We start from the raw sequence: 19830 nt of genomic DNA, 5'->3' as shown, positions 1-19830 counted from the left end.
GACCGATGGATTCGGAGTACCTCATGGACGCCCAGGCCCACCCGACGAAGACGACGCTGCCCGGCATCGGCATCCGGTACGACCTGGTCACCGAGTCCGGGAAACACGTCTCGGTGGTCGTGCACAACGACGGCCGCCGGTTCCTCGGGTTCCACAAACCGGAGGACGACGACGAGTGCCAGGCGTCGGTCCCCTTAGGCCAGGGCGAAGCGGCCGCACTCGCGCAACTGCTGGTCCCCGAGCGGATCGACCCGGTCCGCGCCGAGATCGAGATCGACCTGGTCACCGAACACATCCCGGTGACCGCGAAGTCGCCGTACTCCGGGCGGACCCTCGGCGACACCCAGGCCCGTAGCCGGACCGGTGCGTCGATCGTGGCCGTACTGCGGCGTACCGGGGCGACGCCGTCACCGACGCCGGACTTCCGGTTCGCGATCGGGGACACGCTCGTCGTCGTCGGCACCCGTGAGGGCGTGGACGCCGTCGCCGATCTGATCGCGGGGGGCTGAGCATGCACGAGAACATCACCGCGCTGCTGATCGAGCTCGGCGCAGTCATCCTCGCCCTGGGCGTGCTCGGGCGGATCGCCGGACGGCTCGGATTCTCCCCGATTCCGCTGTATCTGCTGGCCGGGCTGGCGTTCGGGCACGGCGGGCTGCTGCCGCTGGCCGCGAGCGAGGAGTTCGTTGCCACCGGCGCCGAGATCGGCGTCATCCTGCTGCTGTTGCTGCTCGGGCTCGAGTACACGGCGTCCGATCTGGTCGGGACGCTGAAGACGCAGTACGTGTCGGGTGCGGTCGACTTCCTGCTGAACGCGTTGCCTGGTGCGGCCGTGGCGTTGCTGCTCGGGTGGGGTCCGGTGGCGGCGGTCGCGCTGGCCGGCGTCACGTGGATCTCGTCGTCCGGGGTGATCGCGAAGGTGGTCGGCGATCTCGGCCGGCTCGGTAACCGCGAAACGCCTGTGGTGCTGGGGATTCTGGTCCTCGAGGACCTGTCGATGGCGGTCTACCTGCCGATCCTGACCGCGCTGCTCGCGGGCGTGGGGCTGGCCGGCGGGAGCATGACGTTGCTGATCTCGCTGGGGACGGTGAGCGTCGTCCTGTTCATCGCGCTGCGGTACGGGCGGGTGATCAGCCGGGCGGTGTCGTCGGACAACCCGGAGATGCTGCTGCTCGTCGTACTCGGCCTGACGCTGCTGGTTGCCGGGATCGCGCAGCAGTTGCAGGTGTCGGCGGCGGTCGGGGCGTTCCTGGTCGGCATCGCGTTGTCTGGTGAGGTCGCGCACGGTGCGCGGAACCTGTTGAGTCCGCTACGGGACCTGTTCGCGGCGGTGTTCTTCGTGTTCTTCGGGTTGAGCACGGATCCGCGGAAGATCCCGCCGGTGCTGGCGGTCGCGTTCGGCCTGGCTGTGTTGACCGCGCTGACGAAGGTCGCCACGGGCTGGTTCGCCGCCCGCCGCGCCGGCATCTCGACGGCGGGCCGCTGGCGCGCCGGTGGGACGCTGGTCGCCCGCGGCGAGTTCTCGATCGTCATCGCCGGCCTGGCCGTCGGCGTAGAACCCAAGCTGGGACCGCTGGCCACCGCCTACGTCCTCATCCTGGTGATCCTCGGCCCGGTCGCCGCCCGCTACAGCGAACCCTTGGCCCGCCGCCTCACCCGCAAACCCCCGACCCCAGCCGAGGCCCCCGCAGCCGAACGCCTGGAGGACACCGCCGGCACCCCGAGCTGACCACCGCCCCGCGCTGCGGGTGACGGTCGGCGAAGGAAGCCGCCCTGCGAGCGCGTGAGGAGGCTCGCCCTGCGGGCACGGGAGGAGGCTCGCCCCGTGGGCGCGGGAGGAGGCTCGCCCTGCGGGCGCATGAGGTGGTTTGCGCCTAGCGGGCGCGCTCGCCGGCTGCGGCTCGGCCGACCGTGTCGGCGATCCGTCGCGCTCTCGTCTCCGGGCGTTTGGCGAGGGTGATCCATTCGAGGATCGTGCGGCGGGCGGAGGGTGCGAAGGCGTGGAAGTTCTCGGCTGCCGGCGGCTCGTTCTCCAGCGCGAGCCGCAGGTCGTCCGGGACGATCAGGTTCTGCGCGTCCGCCAGCAGGTCCCACGTTCCGGTACGTCGAGCCTCCGCCACCAACTCCTCCCCGGCCGGGCGCATCAGCCCGGCCGCGGTCAGCCGCTCCACTCGCTCGCGGTTCACCTTGCTCCAGGTACTGCGCGGATTCCGCGGCGTGAAGCACTGGTGCGTCGTGCGCTCGTCCCGCCGTACCGTCTTGCTGTCGATCCACCCGAAGCACAACGCGTGCTCGACCGCCGTCGCGAGATCCAGCCCGTCCGCGGACCGATGCACAACCAGCCATACCGAGCGCTCACTCCGGCTGTTCGTCTCCAGCCAGGCGCGCCACTCGTCAGCACCCGCGCAGTTCAGCTCCTCGATCATGGAACCCAGCATGCGCCCGATAAGTGCTCACCAACTGAGCAGTTTTCCACCGGCTTCGTGATCCAGCAGCGCCCGTTTCCGCTCGATCCCACCGCCGTACCCGGTCAGGCTCCCGGTCGATCCGACCAGCCGGTGACACGGCACGATGATGCTGATCGGGTTCTTCCCGTTCGCCAGCCCGACCGCCCGCGCCGACTGCGGCTTCAACCCGAGCGCGGCCGCGAGCCCGCCGTACGTCGTGGTCTCGCCGTACGGGATGTCCCGCAACGCCACCCAGATCCGCCGCTGGAACTCCGTCCCGACCAGCTGCAGCGGTACGTCGAACCTCGTCCGCCCGTGGTGAAAGTACTCGTCCAGCTGCTCCGCCACCGCCGGCAGCGCCGCGTCGTCCCGGTCCCCGAATCCGCTCTCGTCCGGCCGGTACCGCTGCCGGTCCATGTACACGCCGGTCAACTCGCCCGCCTCGGTCCCGACCAGCGTGAGCGGACCGAGCGGGCTGTCGACGACGGCGTACGTCACCGGGTGGACTCCCACCGCGCGCGGTCGATCCGGTAGAACACGTGCCGCTTCAGCCGGTGCCCATCCTCGATCCGCGGATGGTCGAAGTCGCCGGCCGCGTCGTGCACCATGCCGATCCGCTGCATCACCCGCTGCGACGGCACGTTCGTGGTCGCGGTGAACGACACGATCTCGTCCAGTCCGCCCGGCCCGAACCCGTGCGCCAGCGCCGCCCGCGCCGCCTCACTCGCATACCCGTTGCCCCAGGCCCCTTTGGCGAGCCGCCAGCCGATCTCCACGGCCGGCATGAAGTGCGCCTCGAAGCTCGGCACCGACAACCCGGTGAAGCCGATGAACTCACCGGTCTCCCGCACCTCCACCGCCCACAGCCCCCAGCCGCGCTCGTCGATCAGCGGGCGGTTCCGGTCGATCAGCCCGTCGCTCTGCTCACGCGTCTGCGGCGCCGGGAAATGTTCCATCACGGCCGGATCGGCGTTCAGTTCGGCGTACGGATCGCGGTCGGAGTCGCGCCAGTTCCGCAGCAGCAGGCGATCGGTCGTCAGCTCGGTCATCTCACTCCACAGGGATCTTGTTGATCGCATGGTCACCGGTGGCCCACAGGTACTGCACCGCGTACGCACGCCAGGGCCGCCACGCGCGGGCGTGGTCGGTCAGTGGTTTGGGGGCCTCGGGCAAGCCTAGGTCACGCGCGGCGTACCGGATCCCGAGATCGCTGGCCACAAAGGCGTCCGGGTCGCCGAGCGCCCGCATCGCGATCGACTCGACCGTCCACGGCCCGATCCCGGGCAGCGCCGTCAGCTGCTCGCGGGCCTTGTCCCAGTCGGCGCCCGCGCCCAGGTCGATGTCGCCGTTCGCGAGCGTGCCGATCAGCGTGGTCAGCGTCGTACGCCGGGTCTTCGGGAACGCCAGCGTCTCCGGATCCAGCTCCGCCAGCGCCCGCATCGTCGGGAACAGATGCGTCAGCCCACCACCCGGGTCCTCGATCGGCTCGCCGTGCTGCAGGACCAGGCGATGCGCGTGCGTCCTCGCCGCGGCGGTGGACACCTGCTGGCCGAGGACCGCGCGTACGGCGAACTCCTCGCCGTCGACCGTGTGCGGAACCCGCCGGCCGGGCGCCTTCGCGATCAGCGGCGCGAGCACGGGATCGGTGCCGAGCAGGTCGTCGACCGCGACCGGGTCCGCGTCCAGGTCGAGCATCCGGCGGCAGCGGCTGATCGCGATCGCGAGGTCGCGCTGGTCGGTGAGCGAGAGCTGACAGGCGATGTGGTCCGGCATCGGCTTGAGCGCGACGACCCCGTGACCGTGCGGGAGCCGGAGCGTCCGGCGGTAGTGGCCGTCGCGCCACTCCTCCACTCCCGGTACGCCGGTCGCGATCAGGTGGCCGAACAGGTTGTCGGGCGTCAACGGCGCGCGGAACGGGAGCCGCAACGAGATGGTGCCGGGCGCGGCGGACGACGTACCGCGGCGAGCCCGGCGGCGGAGCTCCGTCGGGGCGAGCGCGAAGACCTCCTGCACGGTCTCGTTGAACGTCCGTACGCTCGAGAACCCGGCGGCGAACGCGACATCCGCCATCTGCAGCTCGCTCGTCTCGATCAGCAGGCGGGCGGTGTGCGCGCGCTGCGCACGGGCGAGCGCGAGCGGTCCGGCGCCGAGCTCGGCGAGCAGTTGCCGCTGCACCTGCCGCATGCTGTACCCGAGCCTGGCGGCCAGCCCCGGTACGCCGTCACGGTCGACGACGCCGTCCGCGATCAGCCGCATCGCGCGGGCGACCAGGTCGGCGCGGTCGTTCCACTCCGGGGAGCCCGGGCTGGCGTCCGGCCGGCACCGCTTGCAGGCCCGGAACCCGGCCTGCTGGGCGGCCGCCGCGCTCGGGTAGAACCGCATGTTCTCGACCTTCGGCGGCACCACCGGACAGCTCGGCCGGCAGTAGATCTTCGTGGTCAGCACCGCCGTGAAGAACCACCCGTCGAACCGCGCGTCCTTCGACTGGACCGCGCGGACACATCGCTCCCTGCACTCGTACACGCCCTCCAGCATCCCTGCCACCACCGGCAATCACTAGCGGATTCACGACATCGAAGTACGCCGTGGGTTCGCGGGAATGCGACGGGAGGATCCGGTGGCGGATTCTCGCCAGCTTCGCGGGGCGCCGGGCGGTGAGATTGAAACATGAACGAACTACTGGGCAAGAAGGCACTGGTGACCGGCGGCAGCCGCGGGATCGGGGCGGCGACCGCCGTCGCGCTGGCGGAGCGCGGGGCCGAGGTCGCGATCACGTACAGCACGTCCGCGGACGCGGCGGCGACCGTGGTGAAGGAGATCGAGGGGCTGGGGCGGCGCGGGTACGCGTTCGCGGTCGACGCGGGTGATGCGGTCGCGGTGGCGGACGGCGTACGGCGCGCCGCGGAAACCCTTGGTGGGTTGGACATTCTCGTCAACAACGCGGGCGTCGGGGCGATCGCGCCGATCGGCGACATCTCGCTGGACGACCTCGACCGGGTGCTGGCGGTCAACGTGCGGGGCGTGTACGCGACCACACAGGCCGCCGTACCGCTGCTGTCCGACGGGGCGCGCCTCATCCACCTCGGCAGCTGCGCCGCCGAGCGGGTCACGTCTCCCGGGATGACGCTCTACGCGATGAGCAAGTCCGCGTTGACCGGCCTCAGCAAGGCCCTCGCCCGCGAACTCGGCCCCCGCAACATCACGTCGAACGTCGTCCAGCCCGGCCCCACCGACACCGACATGAACCCAGCCACCGGCCCCTTCGCCGAACCCCAACTCGCCGACCTGGCCCTCCCCCGCTTCGCCACGCCAGCCGAGGTAGCCGCCGCCATCACGTACCTCGCAGGCCCGCACACGGCCTACATCACCGGCACCGAACTAACCATCGCCGGCGGCCACACAGCCTGACGAATTGTCGGACCAGCGTCGTAGCGTGCGCGACATGAGGTTCTCGGTGACGGTCGGTGCGGCTGGGGCGGGGCGGGATCCGCGGGGGCTGGCGGAGTTGGCGCGGGTGGTGGAGGGGTCCGGGTGGGACGGGCTGTTCCTGGAGGACTACCTCGTCTACCAGGGCGACGTGAGCCTGCCGACGTACGACCCATGGATCTGCCTCGCGGCGATCGCGACCGCAACCGAGCGGATCCGGATCGGTACGACGGTGACGCCGTTGCCGCGGAGGCATCCGTGGCAGGTGGCGGCCGAGGTGGTCGCGCTGGATCACCTGTCCGGCGGGCGGATGATCCTCGGGGTCGGAAGTGGTGACCCCGGGGATCCGTTCCTCGAGCGACGAAGCCCGCGGGTGCTCGCGGAGATGCTCGACGAAGGGCTGGAGATCATCGAGCGACTGTGGACCGGCGAGCCGGTCAGTTGCGGCGGGAAGCACTACGCGCTGGACAACGTGCGGCTGACGGCACGACCGGTGCAGCAGCGGGTGCCGATCTGGGTAGGGGGCAACTTGTTGGTTCCCGCGGTACGGCGAAGGATCCGGAGGTGGGGTGGATCGTGCGCGTACAAAGGGACTACGGAGATCACGCCGGAGGATGTGCGCGAGCTGCGGGCCGGCGGGGCGGTCGAGGTGAAGGTGAGTGGCGGGGATCCCGCGGCGCTCGCGGAGGCCGGCGCCGACTGGTGGGGACGGTGGATCGCGCCGGGACCGGCCGAGGACACGCTGGCGATCGTGCGGCAGGGACCGCCGAGGATCTGAACCGTTGACAGCGGGGCGGGACCAGGGAGAGACTGCGGGTGATTTGAACGTTCAAACCTGCGGGAGGTCGCCTTGGCTACGTTGAAGCAGGTGGCTGCCCACGCCGAGGTGTCCGTCCAGACGGTGTCGAACGCTCTCAACGCCCCGCACCGGCTCCGCGCCGACACGCTCGAACGCGTCAACCGCTCGATCGAACTCCTGAACTACCGGCCCAATCGTAACGCCCGCAGCCTGCGCACCAGCGCGGTGGAGCTGATCGGGTACTGCGTGCCGAACTGGCCGAACCAGACGCACCTGGTGATGGACCAGTTCCTGCACGCCCTCTGTGCCGCCGCCGAACGCACCGGCCGGCACATCCTGCTGTTCACCGCACCGCCCGGCGTCGACGGCATGCCGACGTACGACGACCTGCACGCCCGCCGGATGGTCGACGGGTTCGTGCTGTCGCAGACCGAGACGCACGACCCGCGGCACGGCTGGCTGAAGCAGCAGGGCATCCCGTTCGTGAGCTTCGGCCGGGTGTGGAAGCAGACCACGCAGCCGGGCCCCTGGGTGGACGTCGACGGTGCGACCGGTTCCGCGATCGCGGTCCGGCACCTGTACGACACCGGCCGCCGCCGGATCGCCTTCCTGGGCTGGCCGAAGTCGTCCGGGCTCGCCGAGGACCGCCTGGCCGGCTGGCGTACCGCCTGCAGGGACCTCGGCGTACCGACCACCGGCCTGGCCGTCCGGTGCCGCGCGGACAGCATCGAGGAGGGCGCCCGCGGTACGGCGCGGCTGCTCGACTCGGGCCGCGAGTTCGACGGGATCGTTGCCCTGAGCGACGTTCTCGCGCTCGGCGCGCTCCGCGAGCTGACCGCCCGCAAGCTCGTCGCCGGTGTCGACATCGGCGTGGTCGGGTACGACGACTCGCCGCTCGCCGAGGTCGTCTCTCCCGGCCTGACCAGCCTCCGGCAACCGATGGACCGGATCGCCGAGGAGCTGATCACGATCCTCACCGGCGAGCAGCAGCCCACCGAACGGCTGCTGCTGCCCGAACTGGTGATCAGGGGCAGCTCCGCCCCTGGCTGACCCGGCGCTCCCCCGGCGCCGCGAGAAGGAGGAACCGCCATGACTCCCGATCCCACCAACCGAAGTAGCCGAGCGAGCTCGCCGCCGGTCCAGCGCGGGCCGGTCCGCCGTGGGCCGAGCACCGGCCCGGCGAAGGCCGCGGTCAACGCGAAGGCGCCGGTCCGGCGCGCCGTCGGCGTCGCGCTGCTCGCCACCGCAACCATCCTGGCCGGCTCAGCCTCCGCACTCGCCGGGCCGTCCCCCACCAGCGCTGCCGCCGCAGGCGCGACAGGCGCCGCAAGCGCGGAAGGGACGGCCGACACGACTGCCGCGAGCGCGACGGCGACCGGTCCGTCCGAGCTGTCTGAGACCACCCGCCTGCAGGACCGGCGTTCGCTGGTGGTCGGCGATCGCGCCTACGCGATGGGCGACGAGTCCGGCCTCTACCCCGCCGCGGGCTGGCACGTCCGCGGCGAGATGGGCGGCTTCTGGACGCAGCCGATCAAGCTGCTGGACGGCATCTGGTTCGGCCTCGACGGGAACTGGCTCGGCAAGCAGGTGCCGGCCGCGAAGTACACCAGCGGCCACGGCTACAGCCGGATCGACTACTCCGGCCCGGTCAACGTCCGCCGTACCGACTTCGTCCCGGACGGCATCCGCGCCACCCTGGTCGGCCTGACGCTGACCTCGAGTACGGCGAAGACGGTCGAGCTGACCGTCGACGCCCACTCCGAGCTGATGCAGCCGTACCCGTGGGACTGGACCTCCCCGACGTCCGACGCCGCGAACCTGCCGGACACCGGTGACTTCGTCGACGGCGCGCTCCGGTTCCGCGAGCAGGGCACCCCGTCGTACCCGAACGCGAAGCCGCACGACTTCGCCGCGTTCGTCGGATCGTCCCTGCGTCCGGCGGACCACACTCTCGGCGCGGACCACCGCGGCCCGCAGAGCCCGGCGGTGATCTGCCCGAAGGACGGTACGACGCCCGCGCGCTGCGACGACTCGCTCACCGGCAAGGGCACGGCGGCGGCCTCACGTACGACGTACCGCTGAAGGCCGGCGAGCAGAAGACGATCTGGTTCGCCGTGGCCGGGTCGGACCAGGGCAGCAAGGCCGCCGAGGGCGAGTACCGCAAGGCGCTGAGCAACCCCGACATGTTGCTGCGGGCAAAGGCCGCGGCACGCGCCCAGATCGACGCTCAGTCCGCAGTGGACCTGCCTGGTGACCGGCTGCTGCAGCAGAGCGTCGAGTGGAGCAAGCAGAATCTCGCCGACTCGGTGCAGCAGGCGAACAACCTGCAGATCCGCGACGTCAACGAGGGCAAGGACTACCCGGCGCCGCTCGGGTCCGTGCCGACCGCGCGGTGGTTCGGGGCGGGCTTCCCGGACTACCCGTGGCTGTTCGCGACCGACGGCGAGTACACCGCTTTCGCGGCTGTCGCAGCAGGTCAGTTCGACACGGTCAAGGAGCATCTCGAAGCGCTCCGCGACGTCAGCGACATCCTGAACAACCGCAGCGGCAAGGTCGCGCACGAGGTGACGCCGACCGGCGACGTGTACTTCGGCTCGAACCAGAGCGCGGGCAACACGGACGAGACGGTGAAGTTCCCGAGTACGGTCGCGCTGCTCTGGCGCTGGACGGGTGACAACAAGTTCCGCGACGAGATGTACGACTTCTCCGTCCGGAACCTGCAGTACGTCTACAAGAACCTCGACAAGGACGGCGACGGCTGGCCCGAGGGTCTCGCCAACGTCGAACGCGCCGGCATGGGCGTCGAGAAGCTCGACAGCACCGTGTACCTCGCCCGCGGGCTGCGCGACCTGGCCGACCTCGCCGCGTCCAAGCACGACACAAAGACCGAGCAGTGGGCGACCGCGAAGGCGAACGACCTGGAGTCCCGCTTCGAGGCGCAGTGGTGGGTGCCGAAGGCGATGGGGTACGCCGACTCGATCGACGACCCGGCGAACCCGGCGAACGACAACACCCCGATCTTCCAGCGGCACTGGATCGGCGTGACCCCGATGGAGGCGGAGCTGACCCGCCCGAATGGCACGTCCCCGCTGGCGTCGGCCGAGCACGCGAACGTCGCCCTCGACCAGCGCGAGACGCCCTGCTACACCGGGGAGTTCGGCCTGTTCCACACCGGCACCGGCCCGACCTCGGACCCGAAGGGCAACCCGGGCGCGTCCTGTGACGGCATCGTGTCGCAGGTGCCGAGCGAGCGCAGCATCTTCGGCCTGAACACCTCGATCATGGCGGTTGCCGAGGGCAACTTCGGCCGCCTGGGCACGAAGCAGCAGCAGGTGTACACCACCGGCAACGCGCGGATCCAGCTCGACCCGAAGGTGTGGGAGACGCCGGGTGCGATGCCCGAGATCGCGCCGTCGCCCGACTCCCCCGCGAACATCGGCCGGGCGTTCTACGACCGCTCGATGGCGCTGCAGGCGTGGGGTACGTACGGCATCCTCTGGCCGGTGGTCCACCAGCAGCTCGGCGTCGACCCGGATCTTGGCCACGGGCGGATCTCCGTCGTACCGCAGCTCCCGCAGGGCCAGCCGAAGGTGGCCGGGAGCAACATCCGGGTCGGCAGCGGGTCGGTGGACGTGTCCGCGAGCCTTGCCGGTAAGGCGTTGACGACCGACGTGACCGCGAAGGGTGTCGGCGCGGCGCTGACCGCGGGCGCGGTGCTGCCGTCCGGCGCGAAGGTCCGGGGCGTGACGGTGAACGGGCACGCAGCGGCGTACCAGCTCGTCACCACCAGTCGCGGAACCGAGGTCCACGTGCCGGCACGCGGTGCGCACACGACCCTGGTGATCACGCTGCAGTAAGCACGGACAAAGGTGGGGCCCCTCCGCGTATGAGTCGGAGGGGCCCGCACAGCTGAAGGAAAGTGACGTCTCCAGCTTCCCGATCCGGGTCCGTGGAGGCCGGCAGACCCCGTCACCGGTCTACCTCGGTGGGGATCCCCACCGCGAGGGCCCTCGGTTTCCGTTCGACCCGCTACCCCGATCCGAGGCAACGTATCGACATTTCTACGCCCGTCGGCGACGTCGGCACAAGCCTTTCCGGACGACAGATTCGGTCGTCCACAGCGATCACGTGATCATCCACAGGAACAGCCCGAGTTATGCACACCCCCTGTGCATAACGTGTCTTAGCCCTTAGGAGGTTTGACCGCCATCGGCTGCAGGAGACGGTACCCGGCGTACAGGCCGAGCGCGCTGACCACGAGCACCAGGGGTACGGCGACCGCGAGCGGCGGCCGGTGATAGCCGACGTTGGTGAGGATGCCCGCGAGCCACTGCGCGACCAGGAGCAGCTCGGCGGCCACGGCCGGCAGGAACGCGAGTGGGAGCATCAGGATCCCGCGCCAGACCCCGAACCGGACGAACGTGATCCCGAGCAGCCAGCCGGTCACCTCGTGGGCCAGGATCATCAGGAAGAACTCCGCGAAGATCAGCCCCACCTGCGACGGGTCGCCGAACAGGTGCGCGTTGGTCAGCTTGTCCGACCAGCCCTGCCACGCGTACAGCCCGCGCTCCAGCTGGTAGACCAGCACCCACAGCACCGAGGTCGCGACCGCGGCACCGGTCAGATAGATGCCCGCGGCAACCGAAAACATCCGCCGGGTGATGCCCTGCGAGACCAGCAGCGAGAAGTACGCCGGGGTGATCGTGATGCCGATCGCCATCGAGAAGTACTTCGGCGACTGCGTCCCGTAGTCCCAGGCGCTCGCGGTGACACCGCCGGAGAGCACCTGGATCAGCAGGCCGACGAAGAACAGCGCGAACACCATCACGGCCCAGTAGCCGGTCAGCATCGGCCGGAGACCGATCACCATCGACAGCACGGACTGCCGAAGCCGGTGGCTGTCGGTGGCGGCCCGCGGCAATACCGCCGTACTCATGACTGGGCTCCCGTGAGGTGGACGAACAGGTCCTGCAGACCGACCGGGCCGACCTCCAGGCCGGCCGTGGCTGCCTGGGCTAGGAGCGCCGGGTCCAGGTCGCCGAGCACTGTGGTGGACTTCGTGCGGCCCAGCCGCTCCTCCGCGAGCACCGTGAACCCGGCGGTGAACTCGTCGACCGCCGCGGCGGGGCCGACGATCGAGGCTCCGCGGCCCCGGAGCGCGTCCACCGGCGACTGGGTGACGAGCCGGCCCTTGTCGAGGATCACGACTTCCTCCAGCATCGCGCTGACCTCGCTGACCAGGTGTGTCGAGAGCACGATCGTGCGCGGCACCTCGGCGTAGTCGGCGAGCAGCATGTCGTAGAACAGGTTCCGGGACGGGACGTCCATGCCCAGGTAGCTCTCGTCGAAGATCGTCAGCGGTGCACGGCTGGCGAGTCCGAGCACGACACCGAGCGCGGACTTCTGACCGCGGGAGAGCTTCTGGATCTTCTTGTTCTGCGGGATCTCGAAGCGGTCCATCAGGTCGGCGGCGAGGTCGGCGTCCCAGTACGGGCGGAGCGCCGCGGCCAGCCGGACCGCGTGCTTCACCGGTACGGCGTCCGGTACGTCGCCGGACTCGCGGATCAGGCACACCCGGCTGGTGACGACGGCGTTCTCGTACGGCTCCTGCGCCGGGCCGAGGTCGCCGCCTTCGATCAGCACCCGCCCGACGTCCGGCCGGCGGAACCCGGCGAGCGTGGCGGCCAGCGTGCTCTTGCCGGAACCGTTCCGACCGAGAAGCCCGTGGATCTTGCCAGGCGCCAGCCGCAGGTCGAGCCGATCCAGCGCGGGCACCCCGGCGAACCGGACCGACAGTTCCTCGGTGCGGACGGTCAACGCGGTGGTCATCAGCTCGCACCCCCGATGTGCTGGACGATGTCGGTCAACGGGATCCCGATCGCCTTCGCCTCCCGGATCATCGGGTCGACGACCTCGGCGAAGAACGAGTCCCGCCGGCCGGTCCGGAGCAGGTCGCGGGCGTTCGGCGCGACGAACATGCCGATCCCGCGCTTCTTGTAGAGGATCCCGTCGTCGACCAGCTGCGCGAACCCTTTGGCCGCGGTCGCCGGGTTGATCCGGTAGAAGGCGGCGTACTGGTTGGTCGACATCACCTGCTCGTCCTCGGCCAGCACACCGCTGACGATGTCGTTCTTGATCTGGTCCGCGATCTGCAGGTAGATCGGACTCCGGTCGTCGAACACCCGAACCCCCCTTGGTTCTTCGGTTGAGTGATGGACCGTAGCACCGCGCCGGGGTCAGCCAGCCGCGGAGTACTGCGACTGCTGGAGCGACTTCTTCAAGGCCGGGACGACGGGCCCCACCCGGACGGCAAGCTGCGCCAGCCGGTCCTTGTGCCGCGTGCGCTGATCCTTCGTCACGACCGTCCGCAGATCAGCGGTAGCCGCGAGTACGACGACCGAGGCGTCCCGGAGGTCCACCCGCGACACCAGCCGCGACGGGCGCAGCGTGTCCTGCGCGGTCCGCAGTACGTCTCGCCGTACCAGCGGATGCCGGAGCGTGATCCGGTCCGCCGGGATGATGCCGAGCACGCGATGCGGCTCGACCTTGATCAGATGCGCGCGGGCCAGCTCGTCCCGGACCTGCCGCACGGTCGTACCGCCCCGCCGATCGATCCAGTGCCGCCAGCGCCGCGGCCCGACGGCCCGGAGCTCCTCGAGCACCCCGGCCGCGACCGGATCCGCCGGCGCCCGACCCGTCGTCACCCGGGCCCGCCCGCTGTCGTCGTCGACGTTCCCGTTCAGCTGCAGGTCGACCAGCACGGCGGCCCGCAGCACCTTCCCGAGCTTCGACCGCGCCGTCAACCGGCTGCGCGCCGGATCGTACGCGAGCAGGAAGAGCCTCGCAGCCAAGGATTCCGGCAGCCGACTGTTGCCAAGAGCAACCACCGCGTCCCGCGCCTGACGCACTCCCCCACCGTGCCCGGCGCCGGCCGGGCCGGCGGGAAGACGCGGGCCTCGTTGGGTCGGCGCCATTGTCCTTCTACTCATCGTCTTCCTCCTTGGACGGGCGGCCCGGCCGGCGTTGCTTGGTCACACCGGCCGGAAGCCGGCCGGCCTCGGCCAGGGCGCGACGAAGCAGGTACTCGATCTGGGCGTTGGTGCTGCGCAGGTCGTCGTTCGCCCAGCGGGCGAGGGCGTCGTGCACGGCGGGATCCAGCCGGAGCAGGATCTTCTTGCGTTCGACAGCCACGGCGACCGCGCTACTGGTAGAGCGAGCCGGTGTTGACGACCGGTTGCGCGTCCCGGTCGCCGCACAGCACCACCATCAGGTTGCTGACCATGGTCGCCTTGCGCTCCTCGTCCAGCTCCACCACCTGATGCTCGGACAGCCGGTCCAGCGCCAGCTCGACCATGCCGACCGCGCCCTCGACGATCCGGGTCCGGGCCGCGACCACCGCGCCCGCCTGCTGGCGGCGCAGCATCGCCTGGGCGATCTCCGGCGCGTAGGCCAGGTGCGTGATCCGGGACTCGATCACCCGCACCCCGGCGGCCTGCACCCGGGCGCCGATCTCCGCCGACAGCTTCTCGGTGATCTCGTCGGTGCTGTCCCGCAGCGACAGCACCGCCTCCTCGGGGTGCACGTCGTACGGGTAGCTGTTGGCGATGTGCCGGACCGCGGTCTCGGTCTGGATCGCCACGAACTCGACGAAGTCGTCCACCTCGAACATCGCCTGCGCGGTGTCCTCGACCTGCCAGACCACCACGGCGGCGATCTCGATCGGGTTGCCGTCGGCGTCGTTGACCTTGGCGACCGCGGTCTCGTGGTTGCGGATCCGGGTCGACACCTCGCGCCGGGTCGCGATCGGCACCACCCAGCGAAGCCCGGTGGTCCGGACGGTCCCGGCGTACTGCCCGAGGAGCTGCAGGACCCGCGCGCGGCCCGGCGACACCGCGGTCAGCCCGGCGGCGACGATCACCGTGGCCACCACAATGACGACACCGAGCCCGACGATCCAGCCGTTGCCGCCACTCAGGACGAACGCCAGCACGGCGAGCACCGCCAGCACCAGTACCAAACCCGCGAACGGCCACCCGTTCCGCTCCCAGCCGGCCCGCTCGGTCACCTTCGGGGCCGGCATCTCCACCACCACATCCGTCATCACATGCTCCTCTCGAATAGCTTCAAGGTAGCAAAGTGATATCACTTTTAGCAAGCGTCAGGGGAGACGGGTGGCAAGCGCCTCGAGCTGGGTCTGCCAGGCGGTGGAGTTCGAGTTGGGGAGCGGGTCGATGGCGGACGGACCCCAGGCGTGGATGGGGCGGATGCCGTGCAGGGCGTTGACGAGCCAGGCTTCGGTGCTGTCCGCGAGGGCCGACGGAGTGATCGGGTGTTCGGACACCTCGATCCCCTGGGCAGCGGCGATCCGGCGGAGGAGGGCCGCGGTGACGGACGGCAGGAGCGGGCGGTCCGACGGCGGGAAGCAGAGGGTGTCGTCCTCCCACCAGGCGACGGCGGAGTACGCCGCCTCGAGCACCGTCCCGTCCGCGTCCAGCAAAAGGATCTCGTCCGCCCGATCCGGAGCGCTCTCCCGAAGCTTGCCGAGCAGTTCCAGATCCGGCCCCTTCACCCGCGGCGCCGTCCGCGGATCCGGACCGTCGTGGACGGCGACCCGCACCCGCCCGCCCGTCGGCGGTGCCGGCCGCAACTGCACCGCCGGCTCCCCCGACCCGTGCAACTCGAACCGCGGGAACCACCGCCCGAACCCGGGCAACCGCGCGAGCTGCTCGTCCCAGAACCGTTCCGCGGCCACTCCCGCCGCGGCACACGACCGGACGAACCGGTCCCGGTGCAGTTCCAGCCCCCGAACCTTGCCATTGGCAACCAGAAACGAATCCGCCACCAACAGGTCACTCATTGACTCCCCCAACCGATCCGCCGACGGCAGCCGTTGCCTTCAGCACCATTTCGTCGTACTCCGCGACCGGGTCCGAGTCGAGCACGATCGCACCCCCCGCCCCGATCACGGTCGCGTCCGGCGTCAGCACCGCCGTCCGGATCACCACACTCAGGTCCGCCCGCCCGTCCACGGTCAGGTAGCCGAGCGCCCCGGAGTACACCCCGCGCGCGCTCGGCTCCAGCTCGTCGATGATCCGCATGGTCCGGATCTTCGGCGCCCCGGTCATCGACCCCGGCGGGAAACACGCCCGTACGGCGTCCACCGCGCTCACGCCGGCGCGCAGCCTCCCGCGGACCGTCGTCACCAACTGGTGGACCGTGCGGTAGCTCTCGACCTGCATCAGCTGCGGCACGGTCACGGTCCCCGGGATGCTCACCCGGCCGAGGTCGTTGCGGATCAGGTCGACGATCATCAGGTTCTCGGCGCGGGTCTTGTCGTCCTCGGCCAGCGCCTTCGCGGCGAGCCGGTCGGTCAGCGGGTCGTCGGCCCGCGGCGCGGTGCCCTTGATCGGGCGGCACTCGGCCCACCCGTCGCCGTCCACGGTCAGGAACCGCTCGGGCGACGAGCTGGCCACCGCGAGGTCGCCGTACCGGAGGAAGGCGGCGTACGGCGCCGGGTTCGCGGAGCGTTGCCAGCAGAAGAACTCGAACGGGTCCGGGACCGCGGGCAGCCGGACGCGGTTCGTCAGGTTGACCTCGTACGTCTCCCCCGCCTCCAGCTCCGCGAGCACCCGCGCGATGCCGGCCAGGTACGTCGTGCGGTCCTGTTCCAGGTGCGACTCGAGGTCGAGCCGGGCGATCGCGGGCGCGTCGACCCGGCCCATCCACCAGTCCGTCGCGGCCTGCTCGGCCCGGTCCAGCCAGTCCTCGCCGCCGTCGAGCGCGACCAGGTGGGTCCGGTCGCGGTCGTGGTCGATGACGACGAACCGGTCCGCCCAGATCCACAACGCGTCCGGCGTCGAGGCTTCGTGCGCGGCGACTCCGCCGGTGAGCGCCTTCAGCTCGTACCCGAAGTACCCGACGTACCCGCCGCAGAACAGCCCGGTGAGCTCGACCGGCGGCTCAGCAGAACGCTCCGCGAGCAGGCCCTTCAGTTCAGAGAACACATCGCCGTCGGCAACGTTGCGCGACACCACGCCCGCGGTCGTCGTACCGAGGACCGACACGTGCCGTGGTGTCCGGTCGGTCAGGCTGCCGTCGAGCCAGTAGGCGACCGGCTCGGCAGCCAGGAGCTCGCGGTAGACCGTCTCACCGTCGAGCGCCCGGTCGAGCGTCCGGACGGACCAGCGCAGCGCACTCACAGGCACACCGTACCGACACCGGCGGACCTCAGACAGTCAGTGCCAGCTTCGTCCGCATCGCGGTGATCCGGCGGATCGGGACCGCCACCTCGAGACCGTCCTTGGACTCGGCCCGGTCCGCGAGCCAGTCCGCCGCGGCGTCCCGGCGTACGTCGGGCGTACCGGGCAGATAGAGCGCGTTCACCAGGCGGAGCGCGTCGTCGCGGGTGTGGATCATGTACACGTACCGCTCGCGCTGGCTCTCCATCACGTCGAACCCGGCGTGCTTCAGCTGGTCCTTCAGCTCGGTGATCTCGCCGCCGGCCGGGAACTGCGGCGTCGACCGCAGCCGCGTGGTCAGGCCGCTCAGCGTCCGGATGTCGCCGCGCCGCAACGGCCGTACGGCGGGCACGATCGCGGCCAGGACGCCGCCGCGCCGCAGCACCCGGGCCGCCTCGTGCAGCACGTCCGGGAGCGGCTGCAGCACCATCAGCCCCATCGAGCAGGTCACAACGTCGAAGACCTCGTTCGCGAACGGCAGGTGCACCGCGTCCGCCCGGACCTTCGGGCCCGGCGCGCCCGCGAGCTGGGCCGCGTTGTTGTCGACGCCGACCACCCAGCGCCCGTACAGCTCCCGCGCGACCGGCCCGTTCCCGCAGGCCAGGTCGAGGATCCGCCGGGCCTCGCCGGACACCGCCCGGACCAGCCAGCGGTACGGCGTGTGATCGCCCGCCACCGCACGGGACAGCAACGCCTCGGTACTCCCGGGCGTGGCGGTATGGAACTCCCGCAGGTACTGCGGCCAATCGACAGGATTCTCAGACATCGCGGCCCGACGCTACCGGCAGAACACCCGGCGTACGGCATCGGGTGCGGTGCGTTAACGCAGAGTTGAGGTCGGCTAGACCCGGCTGACGAAGATGTGGCCGGCGGTCTCGTCGCTGATCACGCCGCCGGCTTCCCGGCTGCCCACCAGCACACCCTCGGCGTCCAGCGTCGAGTCCACCTCGCGACCGGGCAACGCCCCGGCCTTCCGCAGCACCGCCATCGCGCCGTCGTCGGTCTGCACCGGCTCGGCGATCCGGCGGACCAGCACCCGCACGCTCTCGCCGGTCGCGGTGTCGAGCACCTGGTCGAGCGGCTCGACACCGATCCGGAAGTCCTCGGTGCCGCTCGCCGCGCTGGTGGTCTGCAGCTCCTCCAGGCCCGGGATCGGGTTCCCGTACGGGGACTCGGTCGGGTTGCCGAGCAGCTGCAGCAGCCGCAGCTCGACCGCGTCGCTCATCACGTGCTCCCAGCGGCAGGCCTCGGTGTGCACGTCCTCCCACTCGAGCCCGATCACGTCGACCAGCAGCCGCTCGGCCAGCCGGTGCTTGCGCATCACCCGGACCGCCTGCTTGCGCCCGACGTCGGTGAGCTCCAGGTGGCGGTCGCCCTCCACCTTGATCAGACCGTCCCGCTCCATTCGCGCGACCGTCTGACTGACCGTCGGACCGGACTGGTGCAACCGCTCGGCGATCCGCGCCCGCAGCGGCACGATGCCTTCTTCTTCCAGCTCGTAGACGGTCCGCAGGTACATCTCGGTGGTATCGATCAGGTCGCTCACGACAACCATTCTCACCTATGCAGGCAAGCCTCACCCAATCGCAAGGGGTACAGGCGCAGGATGGACACAGTGACAACAGTGATGTGGTTCCGGCGTGATCTGCGGCTGACCGACAACCCGGCGGTGCTCGACGCGGCGGCCGGCGGACGGGTTCTCGGGCTGTTCGTGCTGGATCCGTTGCTGTGGGGACGATCCGGCGATCCACGGCGCGAGCACCTGGCCGCGTCGCTGCGCAGCCTGTCGGAGTCGATGGGCGGCCGATTGGTGGTACGGCGGGGCGATCCGGCGGTCGTCGTACCCGCCGTCGCGGACGAGGTCGCGGCGTCGAGTGTGCACATCTGCGCGGACTACGCGCCGTACGGACAGCAACGGGATGTACAAGTTGAAGCGGCGTTGAAGTGCCCGCTGGTGCGGACCGGGTCGCCGTACGCCGTGGCGCCGGGGCGGATCCGCAACCAGCATGGGCGGCCGTACCAGGTGTTCACGCCGTACTTCAAGGCGTGGCTTGCGCACGGGTGGCGGCAACCGGTTGCCGCGCCGACTGACGTGACTTGGGCCGAAGCGCCGAGCGAGGAGTTGCCGGCGGGCTCGGTCGAGGCCGGTGAAGGGATGGCGCTCGAGCGGTGGCGTTCTTACGACCCCGCGGGCTACGAGGCAGAGCGGGACCGGCCTGATCTGGACAGTACGTCGCGGATGTCGATCCCGTTGAAGTACGGCGAGATCCACCCGCGGACGATGCTCGCCGGCCTGGAGAGCGAGGCGTACCGGCGGGAGCTCGCCTGGCGGGAGTTCTGCGCCGACCTGCTGGTCCGGTATCCGCAGGCCGCGTGGAAACCGCTGCGGCCGGAGTTCGAGCGGACGGCATACGACGAACCGGGCTCGGCGTACGAGGCCTGGCGCTCCGGTCGGACCGGGTTCCCGTTCGTAGATGCGGGGATGCGGCAACTGGCGGCGACCGGGCTCATGCACAACCGGGTGCGGATGGTGGTCGCGTCGTTCCTGGTGAAGGACCTGCATGTGCACTGGAAGTATGGAGCGCGCTGGTTCATGCGGTCACTGACCGACGGCGACCTCGCCTCGAACGCGCTGAACTGGCAGTGGGTGGCCGGCTGCGGCGCGGACACCGCGCCGTACTTCCGCATCTTCAACCCCGTGGCCCAGGGCCTGAAGTTCGACCCGCACGGCGACTACGTCCGGCGGTGGATCCCGGAGCTGCGGCACCTCGCCGGCAAGCAGGCGCACGAGCCGTGGGAGCACGACACCGGCGACTACCCGGCCCCGATCGCCGATCATGCGGAGGCCAGGCGGGAGGCACTGCGCCGGTACGACGCCATCCGCTCTTGACGACCGGTTAAACCATAGCTCTATAGTGCT

At 70.5% G+C, this 19830-nt stretch carries 22 protein-coding genes; 8 read left to right on the top strand and 14 right to left on the bottom strand.

Annotated elements, in window-relative coordinates; all coding sequences use genetic code 11:
* The first annotated feature begins 5 nt into the window (after positions 1-5).
* Both ACFV9C_RS36405 and ACFV9C_RS36400 read left to right on the top strand, forming a co-directional pair.
* A complete protein-coding gene (locus tag ACFV9C_RS36405; protein ID WP_380200975.1) occupies positions 6-509 on the top strand; it encodes a cation:proton antiporter regulatory subunit in 504 nt (167 codons plus the stop codon).
* Between the two features lie 2 nt (positions 510-511).
* On the top strand, positions 512-1729 hold the full coding sequence (locus ACFV9C_RS36400; RefSeq protein WP_380200973.1) for a cation:proton antiporter: 1218 nt from the start codon (positions 512-514) through the stop codon (positions 1727-1729).
* A 145-nt stretch (positions 1730-1874) separates the two neighbouring features.
* On the opposite strand, the gene ACFV9C_RS36395 is transcribed toward ACFV9C_RS36400, so the two are convergent.
* The 4 genes from ACFV9C_RS36395 to ACFV9C_RS36380 are packed head-to-tail and all read right to left on the bottom strand — an operon-like array spanning position 1875 to position 4970.
* The gene (locus ACFV9C_RS36395) at positions 1875-2426 is read right to left on the bottom strand and encodes a YdeI family protein (protein ID WP_380200971.1); all 552 of its coding nucleotides are present in this window, start codon (positions 2424-2426) and stop codon (positions 1875-1877) included.
* 27 nt (positions 2427-2453) lie between these two features.
* Entirely contained in the window at positions 2454-2945 is a 492-nt protein-coding gene (locus ACFV9C_RS36390; protein ID WP_380200969.1) for a methylated-DNA--[protein]-cysteine S-methyltransferase, read from the bottom strand.
* Positions 2942-3496 carry a GNAT family N-acetyltransferase gene (locus ACFV9C_RS36385; protein WP_380200967.1) on the bottom strand — a complete coding sequence of 185 codons (555 nt, stop codon included), beginning with the start codon at positions 3494-3496 and terminating at the stop codon, positions 2942-2944. The genes ACFV9C_RS36390 and ACFV9C_RS36385 overlap by 4 nt, the downstream gene beginning before the upstream one ends.
* 1 nt (position 3497) lies before the next feature.
* Positions 3498-4970 carry an AlkA N-terminal domain-containing protein gene (locus tag ACFV9C_RS36380; RefSeq protein ID WP_380200965.1) on the bottom strand — a complete coding sequence of 491 codons (1473 nt, stop codon included), beginning with the start codon at positions 4968-4970 and terminating at the stop codon, positions 3498-3500.
* Between the two features lie 144 nt (positions 4971-5114).
* Here ACFV9C_RS36380 and ACFV9C_RS36375 point away from each other — a divergent pair, with 144 nt between their 5' ends.
* The 5 genes from ACFV9C_RS36375 (at position 5115) to ACFV9C_RS36355 (ending at position 10529) form a co-directional block, all read left to right on the top strand.
* Positions 5115-5855, top strand: a complete 741-nt coding sequence (locus tag ACFV9C_RS36375; RefSeq protein ID WP_380200963.1) for an SDR family NAD(P)-dependent oxidoreductase — start codon at positions 5115-5117, stop codon at positions 5853-5855.
* A 34-nt stretch (positions 5856-5889) separates the two neighbouring features.
* Complete coding sequence (locus tag ACFV9C_RS36370) at positions 5890-6651, top strand: LLM class flavin-dependent oxidoreductase (protein ID WP_380200961.1); 762 nt, start codon at positions 5890-5892, stop codon at positions 6649-6651.
* 72 nt (positions 6652-6723) lie between these two features.
* A complete protein-coding gene (locus ACFV9C_RS36365; protein ID WP_380200959.1) occupies positions 6724-7722 on the top strand; it encodes a LacI family DNA-binding transcriptional regulator in 999 nt (332 codons plus the stop codon).
* Between the two features lie 39 nt (positions 7723-7761).
* Positions 7762-8754 carry a hypothetical protein gene (locus tag ACFV9C_RS36360; protein ID WP_380200957.1) on the top strand — a complete coding sequence of 331 codons (993 nt, stop codon included), beginning with the start codon at positions 7762-7764 and terminating at the stop codon, positions 8752-8754.
* A gap of 32 nt (positions 8755-8786) precedes the next feature.
* A complete protein-coding gene (locus ACFV9C_RS36355) occupies positions 8787-10529 on the top strand; it encodes a glycogen debranching protein (protein ID WP_380200955.1) in 1743 nt (580 codons plus the stop codon).
* 326 nt (positions 10530-10855) lie between these two features.
* On the opposite strand, the gene ACFV9C_RS36350 is transcribed toward ACFV9C_RS36355, so the two are convergent.
* From ACFV9C_RS36350 to ACFV9C_RS36305, 10 genes are all read right to left on the bottom strand, one after another.
* Complete coding sequence (locus ACFV9C_RS36350; protein WP_380200953.1) at positions 10856-11608, bottom strand: hypothetical protein; 753 nt, start codon at positions 11606-11608, stop codon at positions 10856-10858.
* Positions 11605-12501, bottom strand: a complete 897-nt coding sequence (locus ACFV9C_RS36345) for an ATP-binding cassette domain-containing protein (protein WP_380200951.1) — start codon at positions 12499-12501, stop codon at positions 11605-11607. Before ACFV9C_RS36345 ends, ACFV9C_RS36350 begins: the two co-directional genes overlap by 4 nt.
* Positions 12501-12854 carry a GntR family transcriptional regulator gene (locus ACFV9C_RS36340; protein ID WP_380200949.1) on the bottom strand — a complete coding sequence of 118 codons (354 nt, stop codon included), beginning with the start codon at positions 12852-12854 and terminating at the stop codon, positions 12501-12503. Before ACFV9C_RS36340 ends, ACFV9C_RS36345 begins: the two co-directional genes overlap by 1 nt.
* Before the next feature lie 54 nt (positions 12855-12908).
* On the bottom strand, positions 12909-13661 hold the full coding sequence (locus ACFV9C_RS36335) for a GPP34 family phosphoprotein (RefSeq protein ID WP_380200947.1): 753 nt from the start codon (positions 13659-13661) through the stop codon (positions 12909-12911).
* The gene (locus tag ACFV9C_RS36330; RefSeq protein ID WP_380200945.1) at positions 13654-13863 is read right to left on the bottom strand and encodes a hypothetical protein; all 210 of its coding nucleotides are present in this window, start codon (positions 13861-13863) and stop codon (positions 13654-13656) included. Before ACFV9C_RS36330 ends, ACFV9C_RS36335 begins: the two co-directional genes overlap by 8 nt.
* Before the next feature lie 10 nt (positions 13864-13873).
* Complete coding sequence (locus ACFV9C_RS36325) at positions 13874-14773, bottom strand: SPFH domain-containing protein (protein WP_380200943.1); 900 nt, start codon at positions 14771-14773, stop codon at positions 13874-13876.
* A 57-nt stretch (positions 14774-14830) separates the two neighbouring features.
* Entirely contained in the window at positions 14831-15529 is a 699-nt protein-coding gene (locus ACFV9C_RS36320; protein ID WP_380200941.1) for an aminotransferase class IV, read from the bottom strand.
* On the bottom strand, positions 15522-16871 hold the full coding sequence (gene pabB, locus ACFV9C_RS36315) for an aminodeoxychorismate synthase component I (RefSeq protein ID WP_380200938.1): 1350 nt from the start codon (positions 16869-16871) through the stop codon (positions 15522-15524). The genes ACFV9C_RS36320 and pabB overlap by 8 nt, the downstream gene beginning before the upstream one ends.
* A gap of 28 nt (positions 16872-16899) precedes the next feature.
* Complete coding sequence (locus ACFV9C_RS36310) at positions 16900-17676, bottom strand: class I SAM-dependent methyltransferase (RefSeq protein ID WP_380200936.1); 777 nt, start codon at positions 17674-17676, stop codon at positions 16900-16902.
* Positions 17677-17751: 75 nt separating this feature from the next.
* Positions 17752-18456, bottom strand: coding sequence for a metal-dependent transcriptional regulator (locus ACFV9C_RS36305; protein ID WP_380200933.1), 705 nt, complete (start codon positions 18454-18456; stop codon positions 17752-17754).
* Positions 18457-18516: 60 nt separating this feature from the next.
* Between ACFV9C_RS36305 and ACFV9C_RS36300 the strand changes: the two genes are divergently transcribed.
* A complete protein-coding gene (locus ACFV9C_RS36300) occupies positions 18517-19800 on the top strand; it encodes a cryptochrome/photolyase family protein (RefSeq protein WP_380200931.1) in 1284 nt (427 codons plus the stop codon).
* Positions 19801-19830: the final 30 nt, after the last annotated feature.

Source organism: Kribbella sp. NPDC059898 (assembly GCF_042730855.1).
GTDB lineage: Bacteria > Actinomycetota > Actinomycetes > Propionibacteriales > Kribbellaceae > Kribbella.
The sequence above is the reverse complement of the archived record's forward strand: the minus strand, read 5'-3'. Positions and strand labels throughout refer to the sequence as shown.

Coding starts and splice junctions, on each gene's coding strand:
- ACFV9C_RS36325 (WP_380200943.1), bottom strand. CDS start 14,773: ATGACGGATGTGGTGGTGGAGATGCCGGCCCCGAAGGTGACCGAGCGG.
- ACFV9C_RS36350 (WP_380200953.1), bottom strand. CDS start 11,608: ATGAGTACGGCGGTATTGCCGCGGGCCGCCACCGACAGCCACCGGCTT.
- ACFV9C_RS36375 (WP_380200963.1), top strand. CDS start 5,115: ATGAACGAACTACTGGGCAAGAAGGCACTGGTGACCGGCGGCAGCCGC.
- ACFV9C_RS36400 (WP_380200973.1), top strand. CDS start 512: ATGCACGAGAACATCACCGCGCTGCTGATCGAGCTCGGCGCAGTCATC.
- ACFV9C_RS36300 (WP_380200931.1), top strand. CDS start 18,517: ATGGACACAGTGACAACAGTGATGTGGTTCCGGCGTGATCTGCGGCTG.
- ACFV9C_RS36310 (WP_380200936.1), bottom strand. CDS start 17,676: ATGTCTGAGAATCCTGTCGATTGGCCGCAGTACCTGCGGGAGTTCCAT.
- ACFV9C_RS36360 (WP_380200957.1), top strand. CDS start 7,762: ATGACTCCCGATCCCACCAACCGAAGTAGCCGAGCGAGCTCGCCGCCG.
- ACFV9C_RS36385 (WP_380200967.1), bottom strand. CDS start 3,496: ATGACCGAGCTGACGACCGATCGCCTGCTGCTGCGGAACTGGCGCGAC.
- ACFV9C_RS36335 (WP_380200947.1), bottom strand. CDS start 13,661: ATGAGTAGAAGGACAATGGCGCCGACCCAACGAGGCCCGCGTCTTCCC.
- ACFV9C_RS36370 (WP_380200961.1), top strand. CDS start 5,890: ATGAGGTTCTCGGTGACGGTCGGTGCGGCTGGGGCGGGGCGGGATCCG.
- ACFV9C_RS36345 (WP_380200951.1), bottom strand. CDS start 12,501: ATGACCACCGCGTTGACCGTCCGCACCGAGGAACTGTCGGTCCGGTTC.
- ACFV9C_RS36405 (WP_380200975.1), top strand. CDS start 6: ATGGATTCGGAGTACCTCATGGACGCCCAGGCCCACCCGACGAAGACG.
- ACFV9C_RS36320 (WP_380200941.1), bottom strand. CDS start 15,529: ATGAGTGACCTGTTGGTGGCGGATTCGTTTCTGGTTGCCAATGGCAAG.
- ACFV9C_RS36395 (WP_380200971.1), bottom strand. CDS start 2,426: ATGATCGAGGAGCTGAACTGCGCGGGTGCTGACGAGTGGCGCGCCTGG.